The organism is Haematospirillum sp. H1815 (genome assembly GCF_012102705.1).
In the GTDB taxonomy this organism is placed as follows: domain Bacteria; phylum Pseudomonadota; class Alphaproteobacteria; order Rhodospirillales; family Rhodospirillaceae; genus Haematospirillum.
The window spans coordinates 378,223-403,586 of sequence record NZ_JAAVTA010000001.1 but is presented as its reverse complement, the minus strand read 5'-3'; the positions used below and the strand labels follow the sequence as shown (position 1 = coordinate 403,586).

At 53.1% G+C, this 25,364-nt stretch carries 26 protein-coding genes and 1 tRNA gene; 19 read left to right on the top strand and 8 right to left on the bottom strand.

Going from position 1 to position 25,364, the window contains the following annotated elements; translation table 11 throughout:
* Window positions 1–24: 24 nt before the first annotated feature.
* The 5 genes from kdsA to HEQ60_RS01920 all read left to right on the top strand — a co-directional run bounded on the left by kdsA (window position 25) and on the right by HEQ60_RS01920 (window position 5,801).
* The gene (gene kdsA / locus HEQ60_RS01940; RefSeq protein WP_168068907.1) at window positions 25–885 is read left to right on the top strand and encodes a 3-deoxy-8-phosphooctulonate synthase; all 861 of its coding nucleotides are present in this window, start codon (window positions 25–27) and stop codon (window positions 883–885) included.
* A gap of 15 nt (window positions 886–900) precedes the next feature.
* Window positions 901–2,178 carry a phosphopyruvate hydratase gene (gene eno / locus HEQ60_RS01935; protein WP_168068905.1) on the top strand — a complete coding sequence of 426 codons (1,278 nt, stop codon included), beginning with the start codon at window positions 901–903 and terminating at the stop codon, window positions 2,176–2,178.
* Between the two features lie 85 nt (window positions 2,179–2,263).
* Window positions 2,264–2,629 (top strand): FtsB family cell division protein, encoded by a 366-nt coding sequence (locus HEQ60_RS01930; RefSeq protein WP_245183692.1) that lies wholly within the window; start codon window positions 2,264–2,266, stop codon window positions 2,627–2,629.
* A 290-nt stretch (window positions 2,630–2,919) separates the two neighbouring features.
* On the top strand, window positions 2,920–5,262 hold the full coding sequence (lon, locus tag HEQ60_RS01925; protein WP_245183720.1) for an endopeptidase La: 2,343 nt from the start codon (window positions 2,920–2,922) through the stop codon (window positions 5,260–5,262).
* 266 nt (window positions 5,263–5,528) lie between these two features.
* Window positions 5,529–5,801 (top strand): HU family DNA-binding protein, encoded by a 273-nt coding sequence (locus tag HEQ60_RS01920; protein WP_066136840.1) that lies wholly within the window; start codon window positions 5,529–5,531, stop codon window positions 5,799–5,801.
* Between the two features lie 53 nt (window positions 5,802–5,854).
* On the opposite strand, the gene HEQ60_RS01915 is transcribed toward HEQ60_RS01920, so the two are convergent.
* Together HEQ60_RS01915 and HEQ60_RS01910 are read right to left on the bottom strand one after the other, a co-directional pair.
* Window positions 5,855–6,487: a uracil-DNA glycosylase gene (locus HEQ60_RS01915; protein WP_322099269.1), complete on the bottom strand. Its 633-nt coding sequence runs from the start codon at window positions 6,485–6,487 to the stop codon at window positions 5,855–5,857.
* Window positions 6,474–7,148 carry an NYN domain-containing protein gene (locus tag HEQ60_RS01910; protein ID WP_168068901.1) on the bottom strand — a complete coding sequence of 225 codons (675 nt, stop codon included), beginning with the start codon at window positions 7,146–7,148 and terminating at the stop codon, window positions 6,474–6,476. The genes HEQ60_RS01915 and HEQ60_RS01910 overlap by 14 nt, the downstream gene beginning before the upstream one ends.
* 193 nt (window positions 7,149–7,341) lie before the next feature.
* Here HEQ60_RS01910 and folK point away from each other — a divergent pair, with 193 nt between their 5' ends.
* From folK to HEQ60_RS01885, 5 genes are all read left to right on the top strand, one after another.
* Window positions 7,342–7,848, top strand: a complete 507-nt coding sequence (folK, locus tag HEQ60_RS01905) for a 2-amino-4-hydroxy-6-hydroxymethyldihydropteridine diphosphokinase (RefSeq protein WP_168068899.1) — start codon at window positions 7,342–7,344, stop codon at window positions 7,846–7,848.
* Window positions 7,849–7,940: 92 nt separating this feature from the next.
* Entirely contained in the window at window positions 7,941–8,348 is a 408-nt protein-coding gene (gene rpoZ, locus HEQ60_RS01900; protein ID WP_168068897.1) for a DNA-directed RNA polymerase subunit omega, read from the top strand.
* A 170-nt stretch (window positions 8,349–8,518) separates the two neighbouring features.
* A complete protein-coding gene (locus HEQ60_RS01895) occupies window positions 8,519–10,690 on the top strand; it encodes a RelA/SpoT family protein (RefSeq protein ID WP_168068895.1) in 2,172 nt (723 codons plus the stop codon).
* Window positions 10,691–10,756: 66 nt separating this feature from the next.
* The gene (locus tag HEQ60_RS01890) at window positions 10,757–11,257 is read left to right on the top strand and encodes a hypothetical protein (RefSeq protein ID WP_168068893.1); all 501 of its coding nucleotides are present in this window, start codon (window positions 10,757–10,759) and stop codon (window positions 11,255–11,257) included.
* 63 nt (window positions 11,258–11,320) lie between these two features.
* Complete coding sequence (locus tag HEQ60_RS01885; protein ID WP_245183691.1) at window positions 11,321–12,175, top strand: alpha/beta fold hydrolase; 855 nt, start codon at window positions 11,321–11,323, stop codon at window positions 12,173–12,175.
* Window positions 12,176–12,188: 13 nt separating this feature from the next.
* On the opposite strand, the gene HEQ60_RS01880 is transcribed toward HEQ60_RS01885, so the two are convergent.
* Window positions 12,189–14,192 (bottom strand): lytic transglycosylase domain-containing protein, encoded by a 2,004-nt coding sequence (locus tag HEQ60_RS01880; RefSeq protein ID WP_209315351.1) that lies wholly within the window; start codon window positions 14,190–14,192, stop codon window positions 12,189–12,191.
* 232 nt (window positions 14,193–14,424) lie between these two features.
* Here HEQ60_RS01880 and dapA point away from each other — a divergent pair, with 232 nt between their 5' ends.
* Complete coding sequence (gene dapA / locus HEQ60_RS01875; RefSeq protein WP_168068887.1) at window positions 14,425–15,312, top strand: 4-hydroxy-tetrahydrodipicolinate synthase; 888 nt, start codon at window positions 14,425–14,427, stop codon at window positions 15,310–15,312.
* A gap of 1 nt (window position 15,313) precedes the next feature.
* Window positions 15,314–15,802: an SsrA-binding protein SmpB gene (gene smpB / locus HEQ60_RS01870; RefSeq protein WP_168018946.1), complete on the top strand. Its 489-nt coding sequence runs from the start codon at window positions 15,314–15,316 to the stop codon at window positions 15,800–15,802.
* A gap of 43 nt (window positions 15,803–15,845) precedes the next feature.
* Here the strand turns inward: smpB and HEQ60_RS01865 are convergent, their stop codons facing one another.
* The gene (locus HEQ60_RS01865; RefSeq protein WP_168068885.1) at window positions 15,846–17,027 is read right to left on the bottom strand and encodes a trans-sulfuration enzyme family protein; all 1,182 of its coding nucleotides are present in this window, start codon (window positions 17,025–17,027) and stop codon (window positions 15,846–15,848) included.
* Window positions 17,028–17,048: 21 nt separating this feature from the next.
* A complete protein-coding gene (locus tag HEQ60_RS01860; RefSeq protein WP_322099268.1) occupies window positions 17,049–18,413 on the bottom strand; it encodes a cystathionine beta-synthase in 1,365 nt (454 codons plus the stop codon).
* A gap of 172 nt (window positions 18,414–18,585) precedes the next feature.
* Here HEQ60_RS01860 and HEQ60_RS01855 point away from each other — a divergent pair.
* Window positions 18,586–18,661 (top strand) — tRNA-Val (locus HEQ60_RS01855).
* Between the two features lie 63 nt (window positions 18,662–18,724).
* Here the strand turns inward: HEQ60_RS01855 and HEQ60_RS01850 are convergent.
* The 3 genes from HEQ60_RS01850 to HEQ60_RS01840 are packed head-to-tail and all read right to left on the bottom strand — an operon-like array spanning window position 18,725 to window position 20,169.
* On the bottom strand, window positions 18,725–18,931 hold the full coding sequence (locus HEQ60_RS01850) for a SlyX family protein (protein WP_168068883.1): 207 nt from the start codon (window positions 18,929–18,931) through the stop codon (window positions 18,725–18,727).
* A 16-nt stretch (window positions 18,932–18,947) separates the two neighbouring features.
* Window positions 18,948–19,721: a rhodoquinone biosynthesis methyltransferase RquA gene (gene rquA / locus HEQ60_RS01845; protein WP_168068881.1), complete on the bottom strand. Its 774-nt coding sequence runs from the start codon at window positions 19,719–19,721 to the stop codon at window positions 18,948–18,950.
* Window positions 19,714–20,169: a type II toxin-antitoxin system RatA family toxin gene (locus HEQ60_RS01840; protein WP_168068879.1), complete on the bottom strand. Its 456-nt coding sequence runs from the start codon at window positions 20,167–20,169 to the stop codon at window positions 19,714–19,716. Before HEQ60_RS01840 ends, rquA begins: the two co-directional genes overlap by 8 nt.
* 552 nt (window positions 20,170–20,721) lie before the next feature.
* Here HEQ60_RS01840 and HEQ60_RS01835 point away from each other — a divergent pair.
* Genes HEQ60_RS01835 through nuoF form a run of 6 tightly spaced genes read left to right on the top strand, consistent with a single transcriptional unit; the run spans window position 20,722 to window position 25,362 of the window.
* Complete coding sequence (locus tag HEQ60_RS01835) at window positions 20,722–21,087, top strand: NADH-quinone oxidoreductase subunit A (protein WP_066135705.1); 366 nt, start codon at window positions 20,722–20,724, stop codon at window positions 21,085–21,087.
* Window positions 21,057–21,626, top strand: coding sequence for a NuoB/complex I 20 kDa subunit family protein (locus HEQ60_RS01830; RefSeq protein WP_168068877.1), 570 nt, complete (start codon window positions 21,057–21,059; stop codon window positions 21,624–21,626). The genes HEQ60_RS01835 and HEQ60_RS01830 overlap by 31 nt, the downstream gene beginning before the upstream one ends.
* A 27-nt stretch (window positions 21,627–21,653) precedes the next feature.
* Window positions 21,654–22,301, top strand: a complete 648-nt coding sequence (locus HEQ60_RS01825; protein ID WP_168068875.1) for an NADH-quinone oxidoreductase subunit C — start codon at window positions 21,654–21,656, stop codon at window positions 22,299–22,301.
* Window position 22,302: 1 nt separating this feature from the next.
* The gene (locus HEQ60_RS01820) at window positions 22,303–23,487 is read left to right on the top strand and encodes an NADH-quinone oxidoreductase subunit D (protein ID WP_066135696.1); all 1,185 of its coding nucleotides are present in this window, start codon (window positions 22,303–22,305) and stop codon (window positions 23,485–23,487) included.
* A complete protein-coding gene (gene nuoE, locus HEQ60_RS01815) occupies window positions 23,484–24,083 on the top strand; it encodes an NADH-quinone oxidoreductase subunit NuoE (RefSeq protein WP_168068873.1) in 600 nt (199 codons plus the stop codon). The genes HEQ60_RS01820 and nuoE overlap by 4 nt, the downstream gene beginning before the upstream one ends.
* Before the next feature lies 1 nt (window position 24,084).
* Window positions 24,085–25,362 carry an NADH-quinone oxidoreductase subunit NuoF gene (gene nuoF, locus HEQ60_RS01810; protein WP_168068871.1) on the top strand — a complete coding sequence of 426 codons (1,278 nt, stop codon included), beginning with the start codon at window positions 24,085–24,087 and terminating at the stop codon, window positions 25,360–25,362.
* The last annotated feature ends 2 nt before the right edge of the window (window positions 25,363–25,364 follow it).

Below are 25,364 nucleotides of genomic sequence, written 5' to 3'. Positions count from 1 at the left end.
CTTAACCCTGTCAGGACGGTTTTGATGTCAAACTCAGTTACTCCGCCGCGTCGCGTTTCTGTCGGTAGTCTTGTTCTTGGCAATGACCTGCCGATGGTTCTCATTGCAGGGCCGTGTCAGATGGAGAGCCGCGATCATGCGCTGGATACAGCGGGTCGTCTCGTCGAGATCTGTACCGAGGCTGGTATCCCGCTGATTTACAAGACGTCTTTTGATAAAGCCAACAGGACATCTTCAAGTGGGAAGAGGGGAGCGGGACTGGAGGCGGCGCTTCCTGTTTTTGACGACATTCGCAGGCTTTTCTCCATCCCTGTTCTTACAGACGTACACGAGCCGTGGCAGTGCGCGGAGGTGGCCCCTGTCGTTGATGTGTTACAGATTCCGGCCTTCTTGTGCCGACAGACAGACCTGTTGGTAGCGGCAGCTGGTACAGGACGTGTGGTCAATGTCAAGAAGGGGCAGTTTCTGGCGCCTTGGGACATGAAAAACGTTGTCTCCAAACTGGATGATGCCGGGAATTCCTCTGTCCTTCTGACTGAGCGTGGCGCATCTTTTGGCTACAATACCTTGGTTGTGGATATGCGTGGTTTGCCCATTATGGCCCGTGATACGGGGTGCCCGGTTATTATTGATGCAACGCATGCCGTGCAGCAGCCAGGTGGACGCGGTTCTTCTTCTGGTGGGCAGCGTGAGTTTGCTCCTGTTCTTGCCCGTGCTGCCCTGTCTTTGGGTTTGGCCGGTGTGTTCATCGAGACGCATGAAGATCCGGACAGGGCGCCTTCTGACGGCCCGAATATGATCCCCCTTCACCAGATGTCGGCCCTTTTGCGCGAGCTTTCCGCATTTGATCGCTTGGCTAAACAGCATCCGGTACACCTTTCCTGAGGAGTTTGTTCTGTCATGACCGCTATTGTCGACGTGCACGCACGTGAGATTCTTGATTCACGTGGAAATCCGACCGTTGAGGTTGATGTTGTCCTGGAAAGTGGTGCTTTTGGACGTGCTGCTGTTCCTTCCGGAGCGTCAACGGGTGCCCATGAGGCTGTTGAGCTGCGTGACGGGGACAAGGCCCGTTATTTGGGTAAGGGTGTTCTGAAAGCTGTTGATGCGGTCAATGATGAAATTTTTCCAGCTTTGGCCGGTATGGATGCTGAAGAGCAGATTGATATTGACCAAGCTATGATTGACCTCGATGGCACACCGAATAAGGCTCGTCTGGGTGCCAATGCTGTTCTTGGTGTTTCCTTGGCTGTTGCCAAGGCTGCAGCTGATGAGGTCAGTCTGCCTTTTTATCGGTATGTTGGCGGGGTGTTCGCCCGGACTCTTCCGGTTCCGATGATGAATATCATCAATGGCGGTCAACATGCCGATAATCCAATTGATATCCAGGAATTCATGATTATGCCGGTTTCTGCCGACAGCATGGCGGATGCGGTACGTATGGGGGCAGAAGTTTTTCATGCGCTGAAGAAGCAGTTGAGCGACGCAGGCCATAACACCAATGTGGGTGACGAGGGCGGCTTTGCCCCCGATCTGAAGTCAGCGGATGAAGCGCTTGGTTTCATCACAAAGGCTGTCGAGAAGGCCGGTTACAGACCGGGGGACGACATCGTTCTGGCGCTTGATGCAGCCTCGACGGAGTTTTTCCGTGATGGGCGTTACCGTATGGAAGGCGAAGGCAAGGTGCTCGATGCGGGGCAGATGGTCCGCTATTATGAGGATCTTTCTGGTCGCTATCCGATCTTTTCCATTGAGGATGGATTGGCTGAGGATGACTGGGCCGGCTGGAAACTTCTTACCGATGCACTGGGTAAGAAGGTACAGCTTGTTGGTGATGATCTTTTTGTGACCAACGCCGAGCGCCTTTCCCGCGGTCTGGGCGAAGGTGTTGCCAACTCTATTCTTGTTAAGGTCAACCAGATCGGCACGCTCTCCGAAACTTTACAGGCTGTAGAGGTTGCGCATAGGGCAGGGTATACGTCTGTTCTTTCCCACCGTTCTGGTGAAACAGAAGACAGCACCATTGCTGATATTGCTGTGGCGACCAATTGCGGGCAGATCAAGACGGGTTCGTTGAGCCGGTCGGATCGTATTGCCAAGTACAATCAGCTTATTCGCATTGAGGAGCTGTTGGGCGGTTCTGCTGTTTACGCCGGGCGCAGTATTCTGCGGGGTTAGTTTTCAGTGCACAGCAGGTGGTATAGAGTATTATCACCTGCTGTGCTATATTGACCCACATGAGATGCGGTGTTTATTGTAAACCATGTCCATGGTTGAAGAAATACGTCGAAGGCTGAACAAGGCTATTGCTCCCCTTCTGGGCATGGCTGCGGTTTTTTATTTTGCATTTCATGCCATCCAAGGTGACCGCGGCCTGTTCTCGTGGTGGCAAATTCGTCAGGAAATAGTGCGCGCAGAATCTGCCCTTCAAGCCTTGCAGGCAAAACGGGCTGATCTTGAAAATCGGGTTTCCTTACTCCGGCCAGAAGGAATAGATCCGGATCTTCTGGAAGAGCGGGCACGTGTTATGTTTAATATGGGGCGCCTGGGTGAGCAGGTTATTCTTCTCCCGCAATTTTCCACCGAAGATAGGTCCTTGTTGCCTTCCGAGCAGCACCTTTTACAGTGAGTGTGCTGCTCTTCTGCTGCCTTATCTACGTTCCTGGAAGCATATTTTTGCCGTCAGAATCGATTTTTAACGCAATAACAGTGGCTGGCAGCTTGGTTTCTGCTTATATCCCATCTACACTTGGTGCTCAGGGCCGTTTTTCGCGGTTCTTGCCTTGATTTTGAAGTCACAAAAGCGACTTGGTGCCTCTGGGAGGGCCGGTTGTCGGAAAGAAGAGGTTCATTGTGGAGACGGGCTCATTGCAAACTTTCCCTGTCCTGCCCTTGCGGGACATTGTCGTCTTCCCGCACATGATTGTCCCGCTGTTTGTGGGTCGTGAGAAGAGTGTCCGTGCGCTTGAGGATGTTATGACGGATGACAAGCAGATCCTGCTTGTTGCCCAGAAAAATGCATCACAGGACGATCCGTCTCCGCAGGATATCTATGACGTTGGGACACTTTCGACGGTTTTGCAGCTGCTGAAACTGCCTGACGGGACGGTCAAAGTTCTGGTGGAAGGTGGGCAACGTGCCCGTATTACTGCTTATGGCCCGCGTGAAGAGTTTTATGAAGCAGGGGTCGTTCTGCTGGAAGAGGAAGAGGGCGACAGTCAGGAGCTTGAGGCTCTTGCCCGTTCCGTAACCAGCCGTTTCGAGCAGTACATAAAGCTCAACAAGAAAATACCGCCTGAAGTTCTTGTCTCGATCAATCAGATCGAAGATTCTGCCAAGCTGGCAGATACCGTAGCCTCTCACCTTTCGCTGAAAATTTCTGAGAAGCAGGAACTGCTTGAGCTCCAGACCATTACAGAACGCCTGGAGCGCATTCTGGGGCATATGGAGTCCGAGATTGGCGTTTTACAGGTTGAAAAGCGTATCAGTAACCGTGTCAAGCGGCAGATGGAGAAGACTCAGCGCGAGTACTATTTGAATGAGCGCATGAAGGCGATTCAGAAAGAGCTTGGCGAAGGTGAGGATGGAAAAGATGAAATTGCCGAGCTTGAGGAGCGCATAAATAAAACTAAGCTTTCCAAGGAATCCAAGGAAAAAGCTCAGGGCGAGTTGCGTAAGCTGAAGTCAATGAGTCCCATGTCGGCTGAGGCAACGGTTGTTCGCAATTATCTTGACTGGATGCTGTCTATTCCTTGGAAAAAACCCTCTAAAGTGCGCAATGACGTCAAGGCGGCAGGCAAGGTCCTTGACACGGATCACTATGGTCTTGAGAAGGTCAAGGAACGCATCCTGGAGTATCTTGCTGTTCAGCAGCGTACGCGCAAACTAAAGGGGCCTATCCTGTGCTTGGTGGGACCGCCGGGTGTCGGCAAGACGTCTCTTGGTCAGTCCATCGCAAAGTCGACAAATCGTAGCTTTGTCCGTGTCTCGCTTGGTGGCGTGCGTGATGAATCCGAAATACGGGGACATCGTCGTACCTACATAGGGTCGATGCCGGGCAAGGTTATTCAGGGCATGAAGAAGGCCAAGACATCCAACCCCCTGTTCCTCCTGGATGAGGTTGACAAGTTGGGGCAGGATTGGCGCGGTGATCCGTCGTCTGCTTTGCTGGAAGTGTTGGATCCCGAGCAGAATACGACGTTCCAGGATCATTACTTGGAGGTGGATTACGATCTTTCCGACGTGATGTTTGTGTGCACAGCCAATACGCTCAGGATGCCGCAGCCTTTGCTCGACCGGATGGAGATTATACGGCTGTCCGGGTATACTGAGGATGAGAAAGTGGAGATCTGCCGGCGCCATTTGATACCCAAGCAAATGGAAGCCCATGGCCTGAAGAAAGATGAATGGTCTATTACGGATCAGGCCCTTCGTGACTTGGTTCGCTATTACACACGTGAAGCCGGCGTTCGTAACCTGGAAAGAGAGCTGGCAACCTTGACCCGCAAAGCAACCAAGGAAATTCTGTTGCGTGGCCTGAAAAAAGTCGCGGTTAGCCCAAAGAACCTTGAGAAATACGCCGGGGTCCGTAAGTATCGCTATGGCGAGGCGGAGCTGGAGGACTTGGTCGGTGTTGTAACGGGTTTGGCTTGGACAGAGGTTGGTGGCGATCTCTTGTGCATTGAGGCGGTTACTGTTCCCGGAAAAGGCAAGTTTACCGTTACAGGTCAGCTGGGCGACGTCATGAAAGAGTCTATAGAAGCCGCCCGATCCTATGTCCGCTCACGGGCAACGACGTTTGGTCTGAAACCGACCATTTTTGATCGTAAGGATATCCACGTCCATGTTCCTGAAGGGGCGACACCCAAAGACGGGCCTTCTGCCGGGGTTGCCATGTCGACAGCCATCGTGTCGACGTTAACTGGCATCAAGATTCGGGCTGATGTGGCGATGACCGGCGAAGTAACTCTGCGAGGACGCGTTTTGGCAATTGGCGGGCTAAAAGAAAAATTGCTGGCCGCTTTGCGCGGCGGTATCAAGACTGTTCTGATTCCGCAGGAGAATGAGAAGGACTTGGCTGAAATCCCTGACAATGTCAGGAAGGGACTACGAATCATTCCTGTTTCGACAGTTGATGAAGTCTTGGACCATGCCTTGGTTGAGCGTCCCATTCCGATCGAATGGTCGGAGGACGAAGAAAACAAAGCTGCAGATATGGCACGTTCCCGTGACGATGATGTGACGGATATTCGACCTCACTGAGTGTTTCCACCAGTCTCAAACATGCGCATGACGGGGTCCTTTCTGGACCCCGTTTTGTTGTTGAATGCTATTGATGCATGGATTCTTTATTAGAAATATATCAATCCACAAGTTAGGTAAGAGGGTGAATGAGAGAAATATACTCTTCCTCTATCAGTATGACGTTGACGGAATGCAGCGCTGATGATCTGATTTCCATTGTGCAGGTCCGGTTCTTCCGCAGATTCTGCCAGTTCTGTTTTTGTCATGACAGAAGGGAGCTTCACGTGAATAAAAGTGAATTGATTGCTGCCGTTGCCGAGACAAGCGGGTTGAGCAAGAATGATGCGGGGCGTGCTATTGATGGGATATTCTCCACAATCACTTCATCCCTGAAAAAAGGTGATGAGGTGCGGCTTGTGGGGTTTGGTACGTTCTCCATATCCCGGCGTGCGGCGACAGAAGGGCGCAACCCACGTACAGGGGATGTCATCAAGATTCCGGCATCCAAGCAGCCAAAATTCCGTGCCGGCAAGGGCCTGAAAGAAGCTGTCCAATAACAAGAAATTGCGTAAAAATGCCGGGGATTTTAGATAAAAGCCCCGGCATTTATTTATGCGTCTAGTATTGGCAAGAGCGATGCAATGACGCGCTCAAACATATCAAGTGTCAGACGCCCTGTATTCACGTTGTAGCGTGAGGTATGATAGGTATCCACGACAATGGACTTGCCTGGAATATGGTGTATGCGTCCATGGGTGAACGGCCACTGGGACTTTTTCTCATTCAGGACAGTCAAGATAGAATCGTGTGCGATGCGGCCCAATGCAAGAATGGCCCGCAAGTCAGGCATAGCGGCGATATCAGCAGCAAGAAAGTGACGGCACTGTCGCTGTTCTTCAGGCGTTGGTTTATTCTCAGGAGGAACGCACTTGACTGCATTGGTCACGCGGGCCCCGGATAGTTCCAGTCCATCAGATGGGTCCGCCCGGAAGACACCTTGTGCCAAGCCATATTTTACCAAGGTTGGATACAGGACCTCACCAGCGAAATCACCGGTAAAAGGCCGTCCTGTGCGGTTGGCACCACGCAGACCTGGAGCGAGGCCAACGATAAGCAGCCGTGCATTCCTGTCGCCAAAAGGGTGCACGGGCCCATTGAACCAGCCCGGGTTTGTTGCCCGTGCCTCAGCAATATAATGGCTCAGACGTGGGCACAGAGAGCAGTTGTGATCAGGAAGCAGCATTTTCATCTTGCGTAACAGATGCATCCTGTTGTGCTGTGCCATGAGCTTGGTAATGCTGGCGTTCATCCTGGCGAACAATACCGCTGCGGGAAATCAGTGGTTCAAGGTCCAGAAGTTCGAGGAAGTTGTCGGCTTGTCTACGGAGATCGTCGGAGGCAATTGGCGATGCGGACTTGACCGTTGAAACAACCGTCACACGCAGTCCACGTTTCTGGACAGATTCGACAAGTCTGCGTAGATCGCCATCGCCGGAGAACAGGACAACGTGGTCCAGATGCTCGGACATTTCCATGACGTCAACGGCCATTTCGATATCCATGCTTCCCCGTGCCTTGCGTCGGCCGGATGCGTCTATATATTCCTTTGTCGCAGGCTTTGTAACCATTGTGTAGCCGTTATAGTCGAGCCAATCGACAAGGGGCTTGATAGATGAATAGGGGGATTTGGTCTGTGGAACTGGCGAAGCTGGTGATTTAGCCGCGTAGTAATCTTGGTCTTCAATCAGTACGGTGTAGTAGAAGGCCCGGATAAGGCGTCCCTTGGTCGCAAACAGGTCCAGAAGTTTGCGGTAATCTATATCAAAGCCCAGTGCCCGGGCTGCCGCATACAGACTGGATCCATCAATAAACAGGGCAATACGTTCGGCAGGGTAAAAAATCATGTCTTTTATTCCTTCAGTATGTTTCGGTCAGGCCTTGTGATGCCGGAACGGTGGCAATACGTACTGTCGTTAACTTCTGTGAAGGTTATAGCCCAGTGTTAAGGTAGGTCAACGGGGCTGCAGGCAGAATCAACAATTTTGCAGTATTCATCACCAGTATCGTTATGGATATCGAGGACAGGGAGCGTTTCTAGTGTCTGTTTTTGTTGCTTTTGGGGCCAATCTTGCAGGGCCTTGGGGTTCCCCTGCTCAAGCATTCGATGCAGCTGTTACATTGCTTGAGCAGCATGGTGTGCCTGTTATAGAGCGTTCGTCACTGTGGGAGAGTGCTCCTGTGCCACGATCCGAACAGCCATGGTACGTCAATGCCGTTGTACAGGTCGACACAGACCTGCCACCCCCTGATCTTCTGGACCTCTTGCATCGTATTGAGAGTGTGATGGGCAGGGTTCGTTCTGAACCCAATGCATCCAGGGTCATAGATCTTGACCTTTTAGCCTATCATGCTCACGCCGTTGGTGAAAAAGGCGGAGAGGGGTTGCTGTTACCGCACCCACGACTGCATGAGAGGGCTTTTGTCTTGTTTCCCTTGCAGGAAATCGCTCCGAACTGGATTCACCCGCTTTCAGGGGCAGATATCCCCGATATGATGGCTGCCTTGGATCCTTCACAGGAAATTCGTTGCCTTGCGGCGCAGTAATGATGGTTCTTGTCAGAGGATGAACACTCGTCTATACAGGCAGACTTATCTGTCCTCCATTTTGTCCCTTGTTCTGTTTGCGGGAGAGCCCGATGGCCCGAGTTACCGTTGAGGATTGTGTTGTCAAGGTACCCAATCGCTTCGATCTGATTCTTGTATCTGCCCAAAGATCACGGCAGATATCGTCCGGGGCTCCTGTGCTTGTCGAGCGTGACAATGATAAAAACCCCGTTGTTTCTCTTCGGGAAATCGCAGAAGACAAGGTTGATGTGAATAGCTTGCAGAGCGCCCTTATTCAGGGGCTGCAGCGTCACGTCGAGGTTGATGAGCCTGAAGATGACGACTTTGGCAGCCTCTCTGTTGAAGCGGTCGGGGAAATCGGTTCCATGATTATCTTGGATGATACAGACGATACGCTGACCGTCCAGGATAGTGCAGAGACCGAAGGAGAAGGTGCCTTCGTCATGCAGGACAGTGACTTTGATGAAGAGGGTTTATGATCGTATTTTGATATCAATCCCGGGTTAGTATTTGTGTTGCTGAAAGGGCTGTAATACCATAGCTGTGGGTATGCAGCCCTTTCTTGTTCTGCCCTTGGCATGTATTGACCGGCCCCTTGTGTTGGACATGCTATTGGTCTGATCTAGAAGAAAAAACAGGTGCCCGGTAAATGATGCGGCAGTATGAGCTTGTTGAGCGCGTCAAGGCCTATGATCCGACAGCGGACGAGGATGCCCTCAATCGTGCCTATGTTTTCGCGGTCCAAAGGCACGGATCACAGTTGCGGGCAAGCGGGGACCCGTATTTCTCTCATCCTGTTGAAGTCGCTGGTATTCTTACCCGCTATCGCCTTGATACTGCAACTATCATCACGGCTCTTCTCCATGATACGATCGAGGATACCGATGTAACCCTTGATGAGGTTACACGCCTTTTTGGCGGGGATGTGGCGCGTCTTGTTGATGGCGTGACCAAGCTGGCCCGCATAGAGCTTCAGTCGGACCAGACGAAGCAGGCAGAGAATTTCCGTAAACTCCTTCTTGCCATGAGCGAAGATATTCGTGTTTTGCTCGTAAAGCTTGCGGACCGCGTGCACAATATGCGCACGCTACACTACATCAAGAAGCCGGAAAAGCGCCGTCGTATTGCTCTGGAAACCATGGAAATATACGCTCCCTTGGCCGAGCGTATAGGCATGCAGGAATTCAAGGTTGAGCTTGAAGAAAGCGCTTTTGCAGAGCTGCATCCCGATGCGCATGCCTCGATCGTGGCACGCTTGCGTTACCTTGAAGAGCAGGGCGGAGATCTGGTTTCCCGCGTGATTGGTGAGCTTCGTGATACGTTGGCTCATGGGGGTGTGCAGGCAACATTATCAGGCAGGGAGAAAACGCCCTGTTCCATCTGGCGCAAGATGCAGCGTAAGGATGTCGCGTTCGAGCAGCTATCAGATATTATGGCCTTCCGGGTTCTTGTTCCTTCGGTAGAAGACTGTTACAGGACTCTTGGGTTGCTGCATGCGGCCTATCCGATGGTTCCGGGGCGTTTCAAGGACTATATTTCAACGCCTAAGCCTAATGGCTATCAGTCTCTCCATACCGGTATTATCGGGCCGCAGCGCCACCGGATTGAGATCCAGATCCGAACGCATGCCATGCATGATATCGCAGAGATGGGTGTTGCGGCGCACTGGAATTACAAGCAGGAGGCTGTTCCTGCCGCCGGGCCGCTGACAGATGGACGGCAGTATCGCTGGGTGCGTGAGTTGCTGGAAATCTTGGATCACGCAACCAACCCAGAGGAATTTCTGGAACATACCAAGCTGGAGATGTTTCAGGATCAGGTTTTCTGCTTCACCCCGAAGGGAGATCTTATCGCTCTGCCGGGAGGCGCAACGCCGGTTGATTTTGCTTATGCGGTGCATACCCACGTTGGTGATACCTGTGTCGGGGCTAAAGTGAATGGCCGGATCGTTCCCCTGCGTTCCATTTTGTCCAATGGTGATCAGGTCGAGGTTATCACCAGTCCCAAGCAAACGCCCAATCCTGAATGGGAGCGTTTTGTTGCTTCTGGTAAGGCCCGGGCCCGGATTCGGCGCTATATCCGCAATCAGCAGAAAGGCCAGCATACGGAGCTTGGGCGCAAAATTCTGTCCCAAGCCTTTCGTGATGAAGGGTACGAGATGACAGACAAGGCGCTGTCTGTCGTTCTGAAGAAATTCAAGGTTGATACAGTCGATGATCTCTGTGCTCATGTAGGGGAGGGGATTCATACCGGGCGGGAGGTGGTGCTGGCCGTCTACCCCGGTCTTCGCATGGCCAAGCCTGTAGAAGAGACACTGCCACGGCCCCGGCATCTGGATGGTCGCCATCGAGAGAAGAATGGTAGCAGGAGGCATGCTGTTGCTATCAAGGGATTGATTCCGGGAATGGCGCTCCATTATGCAAAATGCTGCCACCCTCTCCCCGGTGATCGTATTGTTGGCATTGTAACAACTGGAAAGGGTGTTACAATCCATACTATTGATTGCGAACAGTTGGGGCCTTTTTCAGACCAGCCTGAGCGGTGGCTTGACCTAGCTTGGGATCAGGAGGGAACAGGGCAGAATTATATTGGACGTGTTAATCTTGTTGTCTCTAATGAAACGGGGAGTCTTGGCGTTCTATCAACCATAATAGCCAAGAATATGGGAAATATAACAAACCTCAAGATAACGGGCCGTACGGCCGAGTTCTTTGATATGATTGTTGATATTGATGTTCGTGACGTGAAGCATCTTATTAATATAATAGCAGCTCTCAGGGCAACTCCATCTGTCAGCTCGGTCGAGAGGGCAAGAAAGTAATTGTGCTTGTGATGGGTAAGGCAATATGATGCCTTTTAATTGTAAAGTCCTATTTATGGTGAACGCGTGAGAGTTTCTTTTTTCTCGGCCGGCTTCTTTGCTCTTTCTCTGTTGTCAGAGGGCGTTTTTGCATCGTCTTGCCTTTATAAAGCCGATGATGAGGCGATTCGCGTCCGTCAACTTCATATTGAGCTGATGGTTGCGGCCCTGAAGTGTGGAAACAGTGGGGCTGGCCTTCGCGATAGTTATGGCCGTTATGTCCAAGCCCATAGCAGCGCGTTATCGAGTAACGCCCATGATTTGCGTGGTTACTTCAAACGGTCTTACGGGAAGAACTCTACCTATCATTTCGACCGCTTTATGACTCGCCTGGCCAACGATGCATCTGTCCGCAGTCAGGGAGTTGTTTCGTATTGTCAGGATGCGGCCAAGGTTCTTGATGCCGTCAATGCCTTGGAAACAGCCGAGAGCCTGAAGCGTTTTGCTGTATCTTCCATGCCAGCCCAAGATGACGGTCTTCCACAATGCAAGGTTTCCGGGCAGGAAGCCCGTACAGCAAGCCGCTAGTCCAGTTGCGTCCGGTTTCCCTGTCGTATAGAAGCGCCACTCTCTGTTCAGGAGATGTCCCAGATGCCTGAGCCGCAGTCAGGAAGTACCTTGTGCCTGCGGCCGGAGGGCTTTCGACGTATGGCTTGGGTCGAGTGGGGACGGTCAGAGCATCCACTTGTTGTCTGTGCACATGGATTGACGCGCTCCGGGAGAGATTTCGATTTTCTGGCTCATGCGTTGGCATCCCATTATCATGTCGTTTGTCCGGATATTCTGGGCCGAGGTCAATCCGATTGGCTGGTAGATCCTGCTGGTTATGCCTACCCGGGTTATCTGTCTGATATGACAACGTTGATATCCCGCTTTGGCTCTCCTCCTACTCTATGGATAGGAACATCTATGGGTGGGCTTATCGGTATGCTTATGGCGGCCCTTCCCGGATCACCTGTTCAATACCTTGTTATGAATGATGTGGGGCCATTCATTGATGATGCGTCATTAGAGAGCATCCGTAATTATGTAGGGGATACCCCCTTATTTCCCGATTATTCTGCTGCAAAGTCACTAGTACTTGACAGGTATGCAGATTTTGGGCCAATTCCGGAATCCCGCCAAGATCACTTTGTGCGATATTCTCTAAAGTCAGATCCAGAGAGTGGGGGGTTTCGTTTTCATTACGACCCAGCTATCGGGCTTTCGTTGCGGGCGACAGCTGGTCAGGATGTTGGGCTATGGCCCGTATGGGAAAGCCTGACAATTCCAGTCCTGGTTCTGCGAGGGGAACGGTCCGGTCTTTTATCCCGTGAAACAGCGCACCGTATGAGCATGCGCCCCGGTACTGCCGTGATTGAAGTCAAAGAATGTGGCCATGCGCCATCTCTTATGAAAGAAGATCAGATAGACCTTTTAAGGAGCTGGATTTCCTCAATACTTTGAATTATGATGTTTATCAGCTTCCCAAATCACGGCCGATCCGGAAGGCATTCTGAGTGTATCCCAGACGATAGCGATAAACAGCCACAGCTTCCATAACCCTTTGCACATAGTTGCGCGTTTCCGGGAACGGAATACGTTCGATCCAGTCAAGCGTATCAATTTCTCGGGTACGGGGGTCTCCATATTCCCGGGCCCAGCGGGCAGGGCGTCCTGGCCCTGCGTTATAGGCTGCAATGGCCATGGCATAGGACCCATCAAAGCGCTTCAGAAGCGTCGAGAGGTAATGTGAGCCCAATGAGACGTTCAGATCCGGATGCCGGTTCAGCGCCTCGCTATTTTTCATGGACACACCGCGCTGCTTGGCCACAGCCTTGGCTGTGGCGGGCATTAACTGCATCAAACCGCGGGCGCCGGCTGCGCTGATTGCGTCGGTACCAAAGTTACTTTCCTGGCGAATAACAGCAAGAATCAATGCCTTTTCCGGACCATCAGGTATCGCAAAATTCGGCAGGGGGTATGCCGTATCCAGGTCATGATGCCCTTTTTGTGCTGCACGGCGCGCGATCGCAACACCGGCTTCTGTTCCGGCTTCGCGTGCGATATTCAGGGCAATGGCCCTCTCTCCCGGTGTTTTGGCATCTTCGATCAGGCGAATAAGGAAAGGCATCATCTCCTGCTGCCGTCCCAATGAGGCCAAGGCCAAGGCTGTAAGGGTCAGCGACCGTGCGCTGGCGGTTTCCTTCTCATCGCCGGAAGCCCGTGGCGCGGGAGGCAGTGACGGTATGGTGCCTGTACGCTCGGCTGCCAGCTGGCCGTAGAACGTTGTCGGTTCGTCTGCAGCACGGAGATAAGCCTTCCTTGCTTCTGTGCTGTCACCAAGCGTTTCCAGTGTTCTCCCGATCCAGTAGTGGGCCCGGGCAACGCTGATGGGAAAGCTGACGGCCGATGCAACATTGCGAAAATGGGGCAGGGCCATTTTGGGGCGATCGAGAAAGCGTAGGGCGATCCACCCGGCCAGCCATTCCAGATCTGCGTAGACGGCTCCGCCTTGAATGGCATGCCTACGAGCCATGTCATAGGCCCTGCGATAATTTCCCTTGTCGAGCATCGCTCTGGCCAGGACCAGTCTCTCTTTTGCCCACAGATCCGGTTTTCCCTTGTCGGCAGAAGGATGAGCAAGAAGTTCGGCAGCGGACTCTTCCAGGTTTTTCTGGCGTCGGAACACCATTCGGTCAAAGACAAAGCCCGGGTCGTCGGCGCGGCTGCGGGGAACGTTACGCACAAGCCTATCTGCGGCGCCAGAGCGTTCCTGCAGCGCGATGCGGGCCAAGGCAACTGTGCGGGTATCGGCATCGACCCGTTGCTCCTTCAGAAGGAAACGGGCATCGCCAAGATCCCCGGCCCACAGGCGCTCATCAAGGCGTTTTCTGTGGTCCTGACTTCTAAGCCACTTCCCGAACCGGGCGAGCAGACGGGTTTCGTCGCTTCGTGCCAAGCCGTAACTGATCCATGTGTCACGGATCAACTCCTCGGCTTCGCCCTTCCTGCCTGTGGCCAGAAGTGCTTCGGCCATAAACATACGGCCACGCCCTGTCCGTGGTGGCCAAGCCCGGAACCATTTCAGAAGATCTTCGGGGGCCTCATCGCCTGTCATTCGTTCCTCAGCCTTGCGCTGCAGGACCGACATCATGGGCCAGTCTGGGTATTTTGCGATGAAGTCGCGGACATCGGAAAAGCTTGGGGTGCTGTCGTTATCAGTGAGCCAGCGCCACCTGAGATAGTTCACAAGCACCGGGTTGTCGGCAAGCTGTCCATTGCGTAGGGCATCATCCCATCGGTCAGAATCCGCATCCGACAAGGCCCGTGTATACAGAACCTGATCCCCAGCGTTCAACCCACTGAAATGAATAGATGCCAAGACTGACGAAGTTGATACCTGCAGCCCGGCAACAAAAGCTAGGACCGCGACGGAGTTCCGTATATTCCGCAAGATCAGCAACGCTCGGCCTGCCCCCAAGTTTGCAGGGTATGCCCTGCTTTCCGGAACAACTTTACACTTTTGGCTGTATAGCAGATAGGACGCACTGTGGCATATGGAATTTGCATGACAGCAACATGCTGTGTGTTTCTTGTTTTTGCAGAATTCATGGTTCGGGAATGCTTGCCCCTGGATTGATGGATCGTTATTGTCTTGCCTTGGCTTGGGGCCTTTGATGTGCCCGAACAAACCATGCCTGACGGAGCCAACCATGTACAGCGGGTCTTTTACAGCCCTGATTACGCCATTTTCTGCGGATGGGTCTGTTGATGAGCGGGCCTTCCAAGACTTTGTCGTTTGGCAAATCGACAAAGGTACCAATGGCGTTGTTCCGGCAGGAACAACGGGGGAGACGCCGGTACTCAGCCCAGATGAATATAAAGGGCTTCTTAGATTGTGTGTGGAAGCTGCTTCTGGCCGTGCTGTCGTCATGGCTGGCTCGGGCACCAATTGTACCGCTGAATCCATAGATCGCTCACGGTACGCAGAACAGGTTGGTGCCAACGCCGTTATGGTTGTAACGCCCTACTATAACAAGCCCACACAGGAAGGACTGTACCAACACTACAAGGCAATACACGATTCCTGTGGTCTGCCTGTATTCATTTATAATATCCCCGGGCGCAGTGTTGTTGACATGTCACTGGACACGATGAAGCGTCTTGCCGAGTTGCCGAGGATAGCCGGTATCAAGGATGCTACGGCTGACCTGTCGCGTCCTGCGCAGCTGCGTCTTGCTCTTGGCGCCAATTTTTGCCAGTTCTCCGGGGATGATCATACATCAGTTGCCTTTCTGGCCCAAGGTGGGCATGGCTGTATATCTGTAACTTCAAATATTGCCCCTCGCCTATGTGCTGATTTGCACCGTGCGTGGCAAGAGGGAAACATGGAAAAGGTAAGTTCCTTGCGCGATCGTCTCGTACCGTTACACAATGCTCTGTTTTGTGAAACCAATCCAGCCCCGGTCAAGTATGCTGCCAGCCTGTTGGGGCATTGTTCGGACCGTGTCCGCCTTCCCTTGGTTCCAGCCAGTCAGAATGCCCGGGAATGTGTGCGTGCCGCTATGACGGATGCCGGTCTTCTGGAGGCTGTTGCCTGATATGTCAAAGCCTTCCGGGAATGGCCTCATCAGCAAGGGGCCTGTTGCTCAGAACCGTCGTGCCCGTTTTGATTATGCGATCAGTGATACCTTCGAAGCCGGGATTGTCCTGACCGGGACCGAGGTAAAGTCCTTGCGGCACGGGCATTGTAATATTACCGAGGCCTATGCAGGGCGTATGGGCGATGGGATTGATGTCTGGCTTTACAACGCCTATATCCCCGAATATCAGTCCAAGTCCCCCTTCTCGCATGAAACAAGGCGTCCCCGTAAGCTTCTTTTGCATCGCAAGGAGGCGCGGCGTCTTCTTGCCGCTTTGGCACGGCAGGGCATGTCTTTGGTGCCGATGTCCTTGTACTTCAATGATCGTGGCATTGCCAAACTTCAGCTTGGCTTGGGTAGCGGCAAGAAGAAGGGAGACAAGCGGGAGACGGTCAAGGAAAGGGACTGGAACCGCCAGAAGCAAAGGCTGATGCGCGACAAGGGGTAAGAGAAAAGGCCGCATCCGGAAGTCAGATGCAGCCTTCTTTGTTTCAGGCCGGATTGATGGCAGTCAAGGCCCGTTCCAGGTCTGCGATCAGATCATCGGGGTCTTCTACCCCGACGGAAAGCCTGACAACGCTGTCTGTAATTCCAAGGGCTTGTCTGCGCTCTTCCCCCAAGCTGGCATGGGTCATCAAAGCCGGATGATTGACCAAGCTTTCAACACCACCGAGAGACTCAGCCAGGGTAAAGACCTCCAAACCTTCGAGAAAACGCTTGGTTCCAACCAGATCTGTATTCAGACGGATGGAGATCATGCCCCCGAACCCACCTGTCATTTGCCGCTGTGCAATGCTGTGTCCGGCATGCCCGGAAAGGCCCGGGTACCAGACATGGTCAACAAGCTTGTGTCCTGACAGGAACGTAGCCAAGGTCATGGCGCTACGGCAGTGACGCTCCATCCGCAAAGGAAGTGTCTTCAAGCCCCTGAGGGCCAAGAAACTGTCGAAGGGGGATAAAATAGCGCCCGATGCATTTTGCAGAAACTCAAGCCGTTCCGAAAGCTCCGGGGCGTCAGACGATGTTACAACAGCTCCCCCAACCATGTCGGAATGCCCGTTCAGGTACTTGGTTACAGAGTGAACAACCAGATCAAAACCCAGTTCCAGCGGGCGCTGCAGGGCTGGTGAAGCAAACGTGTTGTCGGCAACGGTCAGGATACCGTGCTTGCGCCCAAGGGTTCCAATGGCAGCTAGATCAGCAATCTTCAGCAGGGGATTGGTCGGGGTTTCAACCCAGATCATTCTGGTATCAGTTTGGATAGCATCCTGCAGGGCATCGATGTTATCGGCAGGAACATACGAAACTCCGATATGCTGCGTACGTTTGCGAACACGTTCGAACAGGCGGTATGTTCCTCCATACAGGTCATCAACGGCAATAATGTGTGCACCGGGGTCAAGAAGGTCAAGAATGGCTGCCTCGGCAGCCAGGCCGGATGCAAAGGCAAAGCCACGGGCACCGGATTCCAGGCTGGCAAGGCAATCTTCAAAGGCACGCCGTGTCGGGTTGCCGGATCTTGAATATTCCCACCCTCTGTGTTGCCCAGGGCTGCTTTGGGCATAAGTGGACGTAGCATAAATCGGAGTCATAACGGCCCCGGTCGAGGGATCGGGGGTCTGTCCAGCGTGCACGGCACGTGTGGAAAAGCCACGGGAATGATTAGAGGACATCGGGAAAAGCTCCTCAGCAGATCAGGTATCAAGCCGATTGCGCAGGTGAGTAATCAGGTCTATGCGGGTAATCAGGCCGTGGAAGGTCCCATCAGACCCGACGATCAACGCAGCCCGGTTATGGTTGAACAGGCGCACCAGATCCCTGAGAGTGGCAGATGGCAGAACGGTTTCCGGATTTTTTGTCATCGCCGAGGATACAGTATCGGCCAAGGTATCCGGATCGTCCAGGGCTGCGAGAAGGATATCGGACTCATCCAGTACGCCAACAAGCTTGTCGCCTGACAGGACGGGCAGCTGGGACACGTCGGCTTGCTTCATCCGGTTACAGGCTGTTTTCAACGTGTCATCCGGGCCGACGGTGATGGTTTCTCCACGTTGGTGACTGCGACTGACCAAGTCACGCAGGTCACCGTGTTTCAAGCGGTCCAGGAAGCCGTGCTCATCCATCCATTGGTCATTGAACATTTTTGACAGGTACTTGTTGCCGCTGTCACACACGAAGGTGACCACGCGCTGCGGCTTGTCCTGCTCCTGAATGTAACGTAATGCGGCAGCCAGAAGGACGCCGCAGGAGGATCCCCCCAGCACCCCTTCGTGCCGAAGCAGGGAACGTGCGGTTTCAAAGGCTTCCCGGTCACCGATCGTATAGGCATGTGAAACGTTTGAGAGGTCGGCAATAGGAGGGAGGAAATCTTCGCCTATCCCTTCGACCAGCCAGCTTCCGGCCTGTCCGATCTTGCCGCTCCGGATGTATTCAGCCAGAATGCTGCCGCGCGGGTCAGCCAGTACAATACGCGTCTTGGGGCTGACTCGTTTGAAAAAACGTGACAGTCCGGTCAGGGTACCGCCCGAGCCAACACCACACACAACAGCATCAACGTCATGCTCCATCTGTTCCCAGATTTCAGGGCCGGTTGTTTCCTCGTGAGCCGCCGGATTGGCCGGGTTGGCAAACTGGTTCACATAGACAGCGCCTGGGATGCTGGCAGCAAGGCGTTCAGCCTTTTCCTGGTAATAATCCGGGTGTCCCTTTTCTACGTCAGAGCGCGTCATAACAATTTCTGCACCCATGGCTTTCAGGTGCTGTACCTTTTCTTTGCTCATTTTGTCGGGAATGACCAGGATCAACCGGTATCCACGGGTTGCTGCCACCAAGGCCAGCCCAAGTCCGGTATTTCCGGCCGTAGCTTCCACCAAAGTGCCGCCAGGTTTAAGAGCCCCTGTTTTTTCAAAGGATCGAACCATGCTCAGGCCGATACGATCCTTGATGGATCCACCGGGATTATGGTTCTCCAGCTTGGCAAAAAGACGTGATCCTTTTGTATCAAAAGACATCAGTTCAATCAGGGGGGTGTTGCCAATCAGGTCCAGACAGGTCTTCACGAAGTCGCTCCTGAAATATATAGCCAAAAGGGCAGGGCGATAGATACCACAGGTCAATCGAGAGAAAACGATAATAACGGCAGAATGCCTTTGTTTTTCCCCCGGAAGACTGAAATCTTTTCTTGCAAACAAGAAGACGGTGGGCTATTTACTCCTCCGCATCGAATAGGTGGGGCGGTTAGCTCAGTTGGTAGAGCGTCGTCTTTACACGGCGAATGTCGGGAGTTCGAGACTCTCACCGCCCACCATTTCCGGATTGAAAGCCAACCGGACTGATGCTTCCACAGTTACAATCACATGTTCATTGTTCCTCAATAATGTGGGGGCTTGTGGGATTCATGAGATGGCTCCAGGGCATCCAGCATGTTCCGCAGTGCAGTTACCGTTTTGGTAAGGGACGTGACAGTGTCCCATTGGCGGGCCATAACATCACTCAACTCTTGTTGTGTTCTTTCAAGATGCGCTACGTGAATTTCCAGCTCATCAATACGGCCAATCAGTTCGTGTTCTGTTATCATGGGCGGCATCATCTTTTCATTTGGATATTTGGTTTCCGGTAACAAGAAATGAACTCTCTTTCGTTGTGTTTTGCGAGCTGAGCTGGCAACGCTGCGCTATTGTCTTCTGATAAAGTCCGCCAAAACATGTTTCCTTTTTCCACAACCAGCCTTCCATTCCTGCGCATATATGTGAAATTTCATGTGCGACCATGCTGCTGGCATAGGGTTCCAGGTAATGGAAAATGGCCGACAGAACGGGGCGCAGGGGATGCCATCGGGCAGGGCGATGGTAATCTATAAAAATGCAACGCCCTGACGGTGCAAGGCTTTCGAGAAGGTTTCCTACAATGCAAGGTCTGTCCTGCTCCGGAATCTCATGCAAAAGAAAAAAGCATACTATCGAGTCATAGCGCTTTTTGGAAGGCTGGCGGGCATCGTACTGATAAACATGTGCATGGGTAATATCTCGCATTTTACGCGCCGTAAGCCTGACTTGAATGGGCGCAATGTCACATATATCCAGTACACCGGCTGGGCCAACAGCATTGGCTAGCATACGCGAGAAATTTCCGTAAACGGCCGCCGGTTGCAGGACGTGGCTACCAGGCTGTATTTCTTGGCAGGCCCATTTGCACAGACGCGATGCATTGCCCCACAAGATCGTGTTGACGATCGCCTGGTGATCAAAGAAACGCGTGCCAAGCGGTGAAAGATAGGCCCATGTATAGGTTTCCCTGAGATAGTTTGGTACCAGCGACTCATCCGCTTCTGACGCGATGCGTACGGGGCCACTATTTCCATCAGGCATGGGTCTTCGCCCCGGTCTTTGCATAGAGCGCATCCGCTCTTTTCTCGAAGGCATCAACAATACGCTGGATTGATGACTCGGAAAAAAGGCCAGAGAGTGTGTTCAGGGTTCCGGAGCGGAAGTCAAAATCCACGTGCAGCGTTACCAGGCAGTTTTCGTGTGGCGCCGGCGCAAAGGTCCAGTCGAGAAACATGAAGCGAAATGGTGCGTCCTGACTTCGTACAGAGATTGATGACGGGTAGTCCAGAAATGTGTCTGTGTGGAAACTATAGCGCAAAGGACCGGCTCTCAGTATCTGTTCAGCCTTGTAGTGTTTATCCGTAGCGCTTTTTACACGAACCGCCTGCCAGAAAGGCACAAATTCAGGGTAACGGGCAACATCTGCAACCAAGGCAAATAATTGTGCTGCTTTATGGGGAACCTTCTTGCCAACAGTCAGGGATGTCATTGTCGTGCCCCCTTTAATTTTTACGGGGCATGTCAGCCCGGTGAGGTTTGGCGGGTGTTGTGGTTTCGAGCAGACATATGGTCGGAGTGTGATGCGTAACGCTTCACGGCACTCTCCTTGTGACGAGATGAAAACGCGACTGTCAATACGCATGTTTTCTTGACTTGTGACAATCACCCGGATTACATCACGCCGTTTCCGTATGGGCCCGTTTTTGCCGGGTTTTTCATCAAGCTTCACCGCAAAGCATTCCTTATGTGTCTGGGGGGAAGTTTGTAACAGATCAATGACCTGTCCGTTGGATCAGGTCGGGTGTCTGGGTTAATATGGCGACGTTCCAGCGCAAGCTGGGCCCGTGCGGCATTTTGGAGAGAAGCACGCGGGTGGTTGTGTGTTGTACAGGAGGCGTGTGGATACTTCGGGCGGAATCTATGGTTCTGCCTCCGGTTTCGTTTGATGCAGGCTGTTTGGTCTGTGTGGAATCCGTTGTATCTTCCAGTGTCTTTATCCTGATGCCACACTGTCCGCTGTAGCAGGAGGTTGGGGCCACTCATGGAGGATCTGCTCCGCGAATACCTGCCGATTCTGATTTTCCTCGGAATCGCAGTCGCTATTTCAGGGATTGCCATCCTGGCGTCCCGTATTGTTGCTCCCCAGCGACCTGATCCTGAGAAGGATTCGGCCTACGAGTGTGGTTTTGAGGCATTTGACGATGCACGGGCCCGGTTTGACGTTCGCTACTACTTGGTCGCTATCCTTTTCATCATTTTTGACTTGGAAGTTGCCTTCCTGTTTCCGTGGGCTGTCAGCTTCGGAGACATTGGTTTGCTGGGATTCTGGTCGATGATGATTTTCCTGGGCGTTCTGACCATCGGCTTTATTTATGAATGGAAGAAAGGGGCTCTCGAATGGGAGTGAGCGGACAATCCGGCGCCGGTGTTCCGGTTACGCCTTCCGGGCAGGGCGAGTCCTTTGTCCAGACGGTCAATGATGCTTTGCAGGAGCGTGGTTTCCTGCTGTCCTCCGTGGACAGTCTTGTCAACTGGGCGCGTACTGGCTCCCTGTGGCCAATGACGTTCGGACTTGCATGCTGTGCTGTGGAGATGATTCACGCCTACATGCCCCGTTATGACCTGGACCGTTTGGGCGTGGTGCCGCGACCCAGTCCACGCCAGTCCGACGTTATGATTGTTGCTGGCACATTAACCAACAAAATGGCGCCTGCCTTGCGCAAGGTGTATGACCAGATGGCCGAGCCACGCTGGGTTATTTCTATGGGATCCTGTGCCAACGGTGGCGGGTATTACCATTACTCCTATTCTGTTGTGCGTGGATGTGACCGGATTGTGCCTGTTGATATCTACGTTCCCGGTTGCCCGCCAACAGCCGAGGCACTGGTATACGGGATTATGCAGTTGCAGAAGAAAATCCGCCGTACGGGCGGCCTTCACCGCTGATACGTGAAAGACAGTCGGAACAAGACGATGAAGCTGACCGAAGACCAGGTACAAGCCCTGAAAGATCTGGGAGCGCACATCGCGGCCATGTTGCCCGATGATGTCGTCTCTGTTGCTGTTGTAAAGCAGGAGCTGGTGGTAACCATCAATCCTACCAGTGTCATCAGGGTAATGACGGCCCTGCGTGATGATGCGACGTGCAAGTTTACGCAAATGGTTGAACTGACCGCTGTCGACTATCCTGAAAGAGAGAACCGGTTCGAGATCGTATACTGTCTGCTGTCCATGACGCATAACCAGCGGGTTCGGGTCAAGTGTATGGTTGACGGAGAGACGCCTGTGCCGTCCATCACGTCAGTGTTCTCGGCTGCAAACTGGTTTGAGCGCGAAGTCTGGGACATGTACGGAATCTTTTTTGCGGAACATCCAGACCTGCGGCGTATTCTGACTGACTATGGTTTTCAGGGGCATCCCCTGCGCAAGGACTTCCCTCTCACGGGATATGTCGAGATGCGCTATGACGAAGACCAGAAACGCGTGATTTATGAACCTGTCAAGCTGGCGCAGGATTTCCGTACTTTTGACTTCCTGAGCCCGTGGGAAAACATGACCAGTCGCTGGCTGCCCGGTGATGAAAAAGCCGGCGTTGAACCGCCAAAAGCCGGGGAAAAGTAATATGGCAGAACAGCAGATCAAAAACCTGAACATCAACTTTGGTCCGCAGCACCCGGCAGCCCACGGTGTGCTTCGCTTGGTTCTGGAGCTTGATGGTGAGATTGTAGACCGTGCAGACCCTCACATCGGCCTTCTGCACCGCGGTACAGAGAAGCTGATCGAACACAAGACCTACGTACAGGCCTTGCCCTATTTTGATCGTCTTGATTATTGCTCCCCGATCAATATGGAGCATTCCTACGTCTTGGCCGTCGAGAAGCTGCTGGGCATTGAGGTGCCGGAGCGTGCAAAACTTATCCGCACGCTTTTTGCTGAGCTCGTGCGTATTGCCAACCATCTGCTGAATGTACCTTCCTATGCCATGGACGTTGGAGCAATGACGCCAATGCTCTGGGCTTTTGAAGAGCGGGAAAAGCTCTTTGAATATTGTGAAGCTGTTTGTGGCGCACGCATGCACATGGCTTATTTCCGGCCGGGCGGCGTTTCACAGGATATGCCGGCGGATCTTCCCGGCCGTATCCGGCAGTGGGCACACGAGTTTCCTGCCTACGTTCGTGATATGGAAACGATGATTACCAACAACCGCATCTTCAAGCAAAGAACGGTTGATATTGCGGTGGTCACGCCTGAGCAGGCCTTGGACTGGGCCTTTACCGGCCCTAACTTGCGTGCATCGGGGATCGCTTGGGATCTGCGTAAGGCGCAGCCTTATGATTCCTACGAGGATATGGACTTCGATATTCCGATTGGCCAGACAGGCGACTGCTATGATCGGTATTTGGTTCGCGTTGAAGAAATGCACCAGTCATTGCGCATCGTACACCAATGCCTGGACCGGCTGGAAAAAGTACGGGGTCCGGTCAAAACGGATGACAGGAAAGCGACACCCCCACGCCGTGGTGAGATGAAGGCATCGATGGAGGCCTTGATCCATCATTTCAAGCTGTTCACCGAGGGCTTTCGTGTTCCGGAGGGTGAAACCTATGCTGCAACCGAAGCCCCGAAGGGTGAGTTTGGGGTCTACCTTGTGTCCGACGGCACAAACCGCCCTTATAAATGCAAGATCCGTTCTCCCGGATATGTGCATCTTCAGGCGATGGACATGATGTCAAAAGGCCACATGCTGGCTGACATTCCTGCCATTATTGGTTCCATTGACGTTGTTTTCGGCGAGATTGACCGATGAGTTCGCACTATCCAGATCCCAACGTACCCCAGCCGGATACGTTTGCCTTCACGCCAGACATGATGGCCAAGGCCAAGGCGTTTATTGCCAAATATCCAGCTGGACGCCAGCGCAGTGCTGTTATGCCTCTTCTGGATCTGGCACAGCGGCAGGACGGCTGGCTCTCACGTGCAGCCATGGACTACATCGCCGGCCTGTTGGAGATACCGCCCATCAAAGTGTATGAGGTTGCGACCTTTTACACCATGTATCGGTTGCGCCCTGTCGGGAAACATCATGTTCAGCTTTGCACAAACATTTCGTGCTGGCTGCGCGGTTCCGATGATGTGAAGCGTGCGGCAGAAGAGGTATTTGGCATTGCGTTTGGTCAGTCCTGTGCCGAGGCAACCCTGGAAGAGGTTGAGTGTGCCGGTGCATGCGTCAATGCGCCGGTTGCCCAGATTGGCGATGACTACTTCGAAGATCTGACTTATGAAAACGCTAAATCCCTGTTTCAGTCCCTGAAGGATGGAAAGTCGGTCAAGGTTGGTTCGCAAACCGGCCGTCAGACCTCCTGCCCCGAAGGTGGGCCGACCACGCTGAAGGGAGGTGCCTGATATGTTGAAAGACAGTGATCGTATCTTCACCAACCTTTACGGGTTCAAGGATCCGTTCCTTGCCGGTGCCCGTGCCCGTGGTGATTGGGACAATACCAAGACTATTCTTGAGAAAGGCCGTGACTGGATCATCGAGCAGATGAAGCAATCCGGCCTGCGTGGTCGTGGTGGTGCCGGTTTCCCCACCGGGGTCAAGTGGTCGTTCATGCCAAAAGAAGTTGGTGAACGACCGCACTATCTGGTCGTCAATGCTGACGAAGGTGAGCCTGGAACCTGTAAGGACCGTGACATTATGCGTCATGATCCTCACAAGCTTGTTGAAGGATGTTTGATAGCATCTTTTGCAATGCGAGCCCACGCTGCCTATATCTACATCCGTGGGGAGTTTTATCGTGAGGCCGAGGCTCTCCAGAAGGCTATAGACGAAGCTTATGCTGCCGGGCTTATCGGCAAGAATGCCTGTGGCTCCGGGTGGGATTTTGACCTTTATATCCACCGTGGAATGGGTGCGTACGTCTGTGGTGAAGAAACGGCCCTTATAAACTCCCTTGAGGGGAAAAAAGGTCAACCACGCCTGAAGCCTCCGTTTCCGGCTGGCGTTGGCGTGTTCGGATGTCCGACGACGGTCAACAATGTGGAATCTATTGCGGTTGCGCCGACTATCCTGCGCCGTGGCGGGGAATGGTTCGCGGGGTTGGGGCGTCCAAACAATACAGGGACCAAGCTGTTCTGTATTTCCGGACACGTCAACAAGCCGTGTAACGTCGAAGAAGAGATGGGCATCCCGCTCAAGGAGCTGTTAGAGAAGCATTGTGGTGGTGTCCGCGGCGGTTGGGACAACCTGCTGGCTGTGATTCCCGGCGGCTCCTCGGTTCCGGTTCTGCCAAAGCATATCTGTGACGATGTGTTGATGGACTTTGACAGCCTGCGTGCCGTTCAGTCGGGGCTTGGTACTGCTGCTGTTATTGTGATGGACAAGTCTACAGACATCATTCGCGCTATTACCCGCCTTGCAAAGTTCTATATGCATGAGAGCTGCGGGCAGTGTACGCCGTGCCGCGAGGGATCCGGGTGGATGTGGCGTGTCATGGAGCGTATCGCCAAAGGTAATGCCGATGTTGGGGAAATTGACGTGCTGTTTGATGTTTCCAAGCAGATTGAGGGTCATACCATCTGTGCCCTTGGGGATGCGGCAGCATGGCCAATCCAGGGGTTGATCCGTCATTTCCGGCCGGAGATTGAGGCTCGCCTCGGTCGTCGGGCCGTCGCTGCTGAATAGGG